A 6,245-nucleotide genomic window follows, 5' to 3' on the forward strand; every position below is an offset into this window, starting at 1 on the left:
CGTCTTCTTCCGCACCCCACGCCCCGACGCCGTCGACCCGGTCACCGGCGAGAAGTACGACGACGTGATCATGATCTGGGTCGAGTCCGAATCCGAGAAACAGGCCCTGCTCTCCGACGGCACCCCGTTCTTCACCACCCCCCACTTCGACGGCCACCCCTCCGTCCTGATCCGCGCCCGCGACCTCGGCTCCCTCTCCAAACAAGAACTCACCGAAGTGATCCAGGACGCCTGGCTCTCCCGAGCCTCCCCCCGCCGAGCCACCACCTGGCTCAAGCAACACCGCCTCACCTGACCTACTGCCCCGTGGTGTAGAACTCGGCGAGCCGCTGCACCGCCTGCGCCTTGGTCAAGGCACGCACCTCGGCCTCGGGCATCCGAACGTCGACGATCAGCGCCCTGACGACGCCCGCCGGGATCGCCTCGACAGGAGCCTGCGGTCCCTGCCGGTCCGGGAGCACCTTGTCGTCGACGCAGGCCCAGAACTCGTCGGCCGTCACGGCGAGCTGATCCCGCAGGATGTGCGCCCAGATGGACGGGCCGTAGTCCGTGCGATCGACGGGGTGGCTGATCCGGGTGTACAGGATGCGGCCGTCGGGTAGCGGGAGTTCGTAGTTCACGTGGTGGGTGCCCCGCCTGCCGGTCGCGCGCCGGCGTTCGGTCCAGCCCTCGACGACACAAAAGCTCTGGTGATCCGTACGGGTTGCTGGGCGACGTTGTTCGCTCACGGTGGGCCTCAGGCCAGCAGCCAGGCGTGGAGTTGCTCGTCCGACGACAGCGCGACGATCTGTACGAGTCCCCAGTTCTCGGCGTGGTTGGGCGCCAGGCGCAGGTGGTCGGCCCACTCCTCGGCGTACGCCCGGAGCGCGTCGACCATCTCCGCCGCCGCCTCGTCGAGAGTCGCACCGTCAGCGGCGACCGGAAGCCCCGGGATCATGATCGACCAGCCGTCGTTCTCAGCGACCGCCTGGGCACCAGAGGGATGCACGCTGGTGAGAAAGTGCACCAGCCGATCCGCATCCACCGCCGCCACCCGGCGCGCGTCCCGCGTCACCGTCGCCGGACGACCGTCATCCGCGGCATCCAAGATGTCCTTGAAGTGCTCCCGCGCCTCACGAACACTCCGATACTCGACCTGCGAACTCATCGCACCCTCCATCCCGTGTACACAGCGTACACGGTGCACACCCCGCCGCCAACTCCCCCAGCCCAGCGTCCGGCGGATCGGACGCCGCGGAGCGGTGTCCTTGCTGGTCGGCGCATATATGCCCGGCGGACCACCTGGACGCCTTCGGCGGATCCACCTTCAGCTTCGCCAGGACCACCATCCGGGAGCGCCTCCCGCGCGCCGGAGGCGCCGAAAGGCTGTCGCCGCGGAGCGGTGTCCTTTGTTTAGTTGGGGGCTAGGGAGCGGGCGGTTTCTAGGGGGCTGGTGCCGGTGGGGAGGGTGGCGATGATGGGGGTGTCGAGGCCGTTTTCGAGGTAGCGGTTGATGTGGGTGCGGCATTGGGCGGGGGTGCCGTGCACTATCAGCGCGTCGATCAGGGACTCGGGGACGGCGGCCATGGCGGCGTTGCGGTCGCCTGCGGACCAGGCTTCGCGCATCGGCCGCATGGCGTCGGCGCGGCCGAGCCAGTCGTGGAAGGCGGCGTAGCCGGGGACGGTGAGGTAGGTGGCGATCAGGTAGCGGCCGATGTTGCGGGCCATCTCGGCGTCCTCGGTGACGCAGACGAAGATCCGGGCGGCGAGTTCCTTGTCCGGCCCGAGTTCGGCGCGGACCTGGCGGACGTCGTCCGCGGACAGCCAGTTGGTGATCGCGCCGTCGGCCTCCCGGGCCGCGAGCCGCAGCATCTGTGGACGGAGCGCCGCGAGCATGATCGACGGCGGTACGTCGGGCGCCTTCTCCAGCCGGAACCGCCGGATCGTGAAGCTGTCGAACTCCCCGTCCACCCGGTCCCCCGCGAACGCCTGCCGCAGGAACCGCAGTACGTCGCGGGTGCGCGCCAGCGGTGGGTCGTACGCGATCCCGTTCCACCCGGTCACGATCGTCTCCGACGATGCCCCGATCCCGAGCACGAACCGCCCGGGCGCGAGGTCCGCCAGCGCCGCCGCACTCATCGCGAGCGCCGCCGGACCGCGCGTGTGCACCGGGACGACGGCCGTCCCGAGACGCAACGACGAGTCCCACTCGGACGCCAGCACCAGCGGCGTGAACGCGTCCGCGCCGGCCACCTCCGCCGACCACAGGTCCGTGTACCCCAACGAGTGCAGCTCCGAGATCAGCGCGCGATGCTCACGCAGCGGTACGCCGGTCAACGGAACGGTCAGCCCCCAGCGCATTCAGATCATCCTCTTCAGCAACGGCAGCGGCGCAACCCGCATCACCTGGGCGAGCGGCCACCACGGCCGCGCCGGTACGTACGCTTTCGCCTTCTCCGCCTCGATCGCGGCCACCATCGCCCGCACGCCCGGCTCGGTGTCGACGATGAACGGCGTGTGGTTGACCTTGTCGTTCATCTCCGACCGGATGTACCCGGGGTAGATCGTGCTGACCTTGATCGGCTTGCCCATCAGTTCCAGCCGCAGCCCTTCACCCAGCGACGCGAGTCCCGCCTTCGTCGCGGCGTACGTCGTGACCGTCTTGGGGAAGCCGCGCAGCGCGGAGATCGACGCGATCAGCACGAGGTGGCCGGCGTTCCGCGCCCGGAACAGTTCGAGCGCCGCCTCGACCTGCGCGAGTGCGCCGACGAAGTTGGTCAGCGCGGTCTCCCGGTTCGCGTCGAACCGCCCGGTGCCGAGCGGCGCGCCTTTGCCGAGGCCGGCGTTCACCACGACCCGGTCCAGCGGCAGCTCGGTGTCGATCGCGCGGAACACCTCGAACACCTGGTCGTGATCGTTCACATCCAGGCTGTGGATAACGACCTTGACCTGTGGATAACTCGCGGCGAGCTCGTCCCTGAGTGCTTCCAGCCGATCGGTACGCCGAGCGGTCAGCGCCAGATCGTGCCCGTTCGCGGCGAACTGCCGCGCCATCTCCGCACCGAGACCGGAACTGGCGCCGGTGATCAGGAGGTTCCGTCGCATCGAGCGAGTCCTATCTGTAAGTGAGCAGGTCCGCGCCGAGGTGGACGTGCTCGTTGTAGCTCACCACAGTCAGCCCTGCGCGCCCGGACACGACCTTCGTGATCGCAGTGTTGATCGTCACCGGGTTCAGCTTTGTCCACAGCCCGTCACCGCCGGAGAGCAGCCGGCTCACGACGGCCGCGATCGGCCCGCCGGACGTGAAGACGAGGGCGGTCTCGCCCTTCCCGAGCCGGTCGGCAGTACGCCGTACCGCCGCCTCCGAGCGCTCGCAGAACGCCTGGAACGGCTCGGAATACCCGTCGCCGCCGTCGATCCAGCGTTGGGTCGCGGCCGTGAACATCTCCTGGAACGCCCGCTTCGGGTTCCCGCTGCGCGCCAGGTCGGCCACCATCACCGTGTGCCGCTTGTACGCCGGTTTGTGCGCGACGATCAGCTCCTGGTGATCGAACTCGTCGTACCCCGGGTCCACCTCCGCCGTGAACCCGGCCAGCGACGCGGTCTGCTGGTGCCGTCGCATCGAGCCCGACATCACGAGGTCCGGTTTCAGGAAGCTGAGGGTTGTGCCGAGCTGCGTCGCCTGCTGCTCGCCGAGCGTTGAGAGCTTGTCGTAGTCGCGGGCACCGAACGACGCCTGCGCGTGCCGGATCAGGTAGATGACCGACATCTACGCCTGCCGGATGATCCGGCGGCAGCGCCGCTCGAGCAGGTTGACCGGGAGCCAGAAGTTCTTGAACCGCGGGTTCCGGGTCTGCTTGTGGTGGTAGCGGTAGTAGATCTGCTGCGCGATCGCCGCCAGCCGGAACAGCCCGAACACCTCGTAGAACGCCCAGTTGTCCACAGGCAGCCCCGACTGCTTCACGTAGTAGTCCACGATCTCGGCGCGGGTCAGCATGCCCGGCACGTCCGACGGCTGCAGCCGGAACCGGCGGAACGCCCAGTCGTCGTCGGCCTGCACCCAGTACGCGAGCGCGCTGCCGAGATCCATCAACGGATCACCGAGCGTGGCGAGTTCCCAGTCCAGTACGCCGACCACTCGGAGCGGGTCGTCGGGCGCCAGTACGACGTTGTCCAGCCGGAAGTCGTTGTGGATAACGCAGGTGCGGATATCCACAGGCTGGTTCGCGGACAGCCAGGCCATCACGCGTTCGTAGCTCGGCACGTTCCACGTCTTCGCCTTGCGGTAGCGCTCGGACCAGCCGCTGACCTGCCGCTCGACGTACCCGGATCCGCGTCCGAGATCCGCCAGACCGGCCGCCGCCGGATCGACCGCATGCAGTTCCACGAGCGTGTCGATCAGCGTGAACCCGAGCTTCCGGGCCTGCGCCGGTGTCAGCTCGACGCCCAGTTCGTGATGCCCCGGGATCGTCCCCTCGACCCGCTCCATCACGTAGAACTCGGAACCGATCACCGACTCGTCGTTGCAGTGGGCAATCATCTCGGGCACGTATCGATAGACCGGTTTGAGCCCTTTCTGGATCCGGAACTCGCGACCCATGTCGTGCGCGCCCTTCGCCTTCGTCCCAGCCGGCGGGCGACGCAGGATCAGGTCGTGCCCCGAATAGCTCAACAGATACGTCAGATTCGAGGCCCCACCCGAGAACTGCTTCACCTCCGGCAGACCGTCCGGTACTACGGTCTGTTGCCGCAGCCAAGCATCCACTGCGGGCACGTCGAACGCGTCCTCGTCACGCACCGCGCGAGCGCCTTCCGGCACCCCGTCACCGCCCGTCCGGCGACGGCGTCTCCGGCTGCGTCGTCCGCTCTGCACGTGCGTGTGCGCGAGCGGCGATCGTGCGCATCTGCCGGTCGTACAGCGGGCGGGCCAACCGCTTCGTCCAGTACGCGAGCCGCGCCGGCCGGTCCGGGATGATCAGGTGCCGCTTCTTGTTGATGCCGGCAACGACGACGGCCGCGATGTCGTCGGCGGACCGCGGCGACTTCTCGATCAGCTGCCGCGCGGTCGCCGCCATCGCGCTGTCGGCGCCCCGGATCGAGTCGGCCAGGTTCGTCCGGAAGAACGACGGGCACACCACCGACACGCTGATCCCGTACGGACCGAGCTCGTGCGACAGCGTCTCCGACAACGCGACCACGCCCGCCTTGACGGTATTGTACGAGCTCATCATCGGCGGATGCACCAGCCCGGCCGCGGACGCGGTGTTCACGATGTACCCGGACCGCTGCCGCTTGAACAGCGGCACGAACGCCCGGCACCCGCGGACCACGCCCATCAGGTTGATGTCGACGACCCGGTCCCATTCGTCGAGCGTCTCGACGTCGATCCGGCCGCCGGTCGCGATCCCGGCGTTGTTCACCAGGATGTCCAAGCCGCCCCAGTTGTCCTGACACCAGGCGACCGCCGCGTCCCAGTCCGCCGGGCTCCGCACGTCGAGCTTCAGGTACGGCGCGGAGCCGTCCGCCCCGACGTCCGTCCTGAGCACTTGGTGGCCATCGGCAACGAAACGGGCGGCCAGTGCGGCGCCGAGGCCGCTCGCGGCGCCGGTGACGAGGACACGGCTCACTTGGCCTCCCGAACGGCGGACAGGTACGACGCCAGCTCGATCCTGGCGACCACCCCACGATGCACCTCGTCAGGCCCGTCGGCCAGCCGCAACGCCCGGGCACTCGTCCACGCCGCCGCGAGCGGGAAGTCCTCGGACAGCCCACCGCCGCCGTGCAGCTGGATCGCCATGTCGACCACGTCCTGCGCCATCCGCGGCACCGCGACCTTGATCTGGCTGACTTCGCTCAACGCCCCGGCCAGACCCTGAGTGTCCAGCAGGTACGCCGTCTGCAGCACCAGCAACCGCGCCTGGTTGATCGCGATCCGCGCCTCGGCGATCCGCTCGCGGTTGCCGCCCAGGTTGACGAGCGGCTTCCCGAACGCGGTCCGGCTGGTGCCGCGCTGGAGCGCGAGCTCGAGCGACTTCTCCGCGAGGCCGATCAGCCGCATGCAGTGGTGCACGCGGCCCGGACCGAGGCGGCCCTGGGCGATCTCGAACGCCCGGCCCGGTCCGACGAGGATGTTCGCGGCCGGCACCCGGACCTCGGTGAACGACACCTCGCCGTGGCCGTACGGTTCGTCGTACCTGCTCATCGTCGGCAGCAGGCGCTCGACCTTCACGCCCGGGGCGTCCCGCGGTACGAGCACCATCGTGTGG

9 protein-coding genes are annotated in these 6,245 nt (G+C 69.0%); 1 reads left to right on the top strand and 8 read right to left on the bottom strand.

From position 1 onward, the window contains the following. A partial coding sequence (locus VFF46_RS03670; RefSeq protein ID WP_325035572.1) for a hypothetical protein occupies nucleotides 1–295 on the top strand: 295 nt, incomplete at its 5' end. 1 nt (nucleotide 296) lies between these two features. Here the strand turns inward: VFF46_RS03670 and VFF46_RS03675 are convergent. The 8 genes from VFF46_RS03675 to VFF46_RS03710 form a co-directional block, all read right to left on the bottom strand. Continuing rightward, the gene (locus tag VFF46_RS03675) at nucleotides 297–728 is read right to left on the bottom strand and encodes a hypothetical protein (protein WP_325035573.1); all 432 of its coding nucleotides are present in this window, start codon (nucleotides 726–728) and stop codon (nucleotides 297–299) included. A gap of 8 nt (nucleotides 729–736) precedes the next feature. After that, the gene (locus VFF46_RS03680) at nucleotides 737–1,147 is read right to left on the bottom strand and encodes a hypothetical protein (RefSeq protein WP_325035574.1); all 411 of its coding nucleotides are present in this window, start codon (nucleotides 1,145–1,147) and stop codon (nucleotides 737–739) included. 245 nt (nucleotides 1,148–1,392) lie between these two features. Beyond that, on the bottom strand, nucleotides 1,393–2,340 hold the full coding sequence (locus VFF46_RS03685) for an LLM class F420-dependent oxidoreductase (protein ID WP_325035575.1): 948 nt from the start codon (nucleotides 2,338–2,340) through the stop codon (nucleotides 1,393–1,395). Continuing rightward, on the bottom strand, nucleotides 2,341–3,084 hold the full coding sequence (locus VFF46_RS03690) for an SDR family oxidoreductase (protein ID WP_325035576.1): 744 nt from the start codon (nucleotides 3,082–3,084) through the stop codon (nucleotides 2,341–2,343). A gap of 10 nt (nucleotides 3,085–3,094) precedes the next feature. Then, complete coding sequence (locus tag VFF46_RS03695; protein WP_325035577.1) at nucleotides 3,095–3,748, bottom strand: histidine phosphatase family protein; 654 nt, start codon at nucleotides 3,746–3,748, stop codon at nucleotides 3,095–3,097. Beyond that, entirely contained in the window at nucleotides 3,749–4,777 is a 1,029-nt protein-coding gene (locus VFF46_RS03700; RefSeq protein WP_325035578.1) for a phosphotransferase family protein, read from the bottom strand. A 25-nt stretch (nucleotides 4,778–4,802) separates the two neighbouring features. After that, the gene (locus VFF46_RS03705) at nucleotides 4,803–5,606 is read right to left on the bottom strand and encodes an SDR family NAD(P)-dependent oxidoreductase (RefSeq protein ID WP_325035579.1); all 804 of its coding nucleotides are present in this window, start codon (nucleotides 5,604–5,606) and stop codon (nucleotides 4,803–4,805) included. Beyond that, nucleotides 5,603–6,245: acyl-CoA dehydrogenase family protein (locus VFF46_RS03710; RefSeq protein ID WP_325035580.1), on the bottom strand; the 643-nt coding region annotated here is incomplete at its 5' end. The genes VFF46_RS03710 and VFF46_RS03705, both read right to left, overlap by 4 nt.

Origin of the sequence: Kribbella sp. (assembly GCF_035655035.1) — a bacterium.
Classification (GTDB): domain Bacteria; phylum Actinomycetota; class Actinomycetes; order Propionibacteriales; family Kribbellaceae; genus Kribbella.

Coding starts and splice junctions, on each gene's coding strand:
- VFF46_RS03690 (WP_325035576.1), bottom strand. CDS start 3,084: ATGCGACGGAACCTCCTGATCACCGGCGCCAGTTCCGGTCTCGGTGCG.
- VFF46_RS03695 (WP_325035577.1), bottom strand. CDS start 3,748: ATGTCGGTCATCTACCTGATCCGGCACGCGCAGGCGTCGTTCGGTGCC.
- VFF46_RS03685 (WP_325035575.1), bottom strand. CDS start 2,340: ATGCGCTGGGGGCTGACCGTTCCGTTGACCGGCGTACCGCTGCGTGAG.
- VFF46_RS03680 (WP_325035574.1), bottom strand. CDS start 1,147: ATGAGTTCGCAGGTCGAGTATCGGAGTGTTCGTGAGGCGCGGGAGCAC.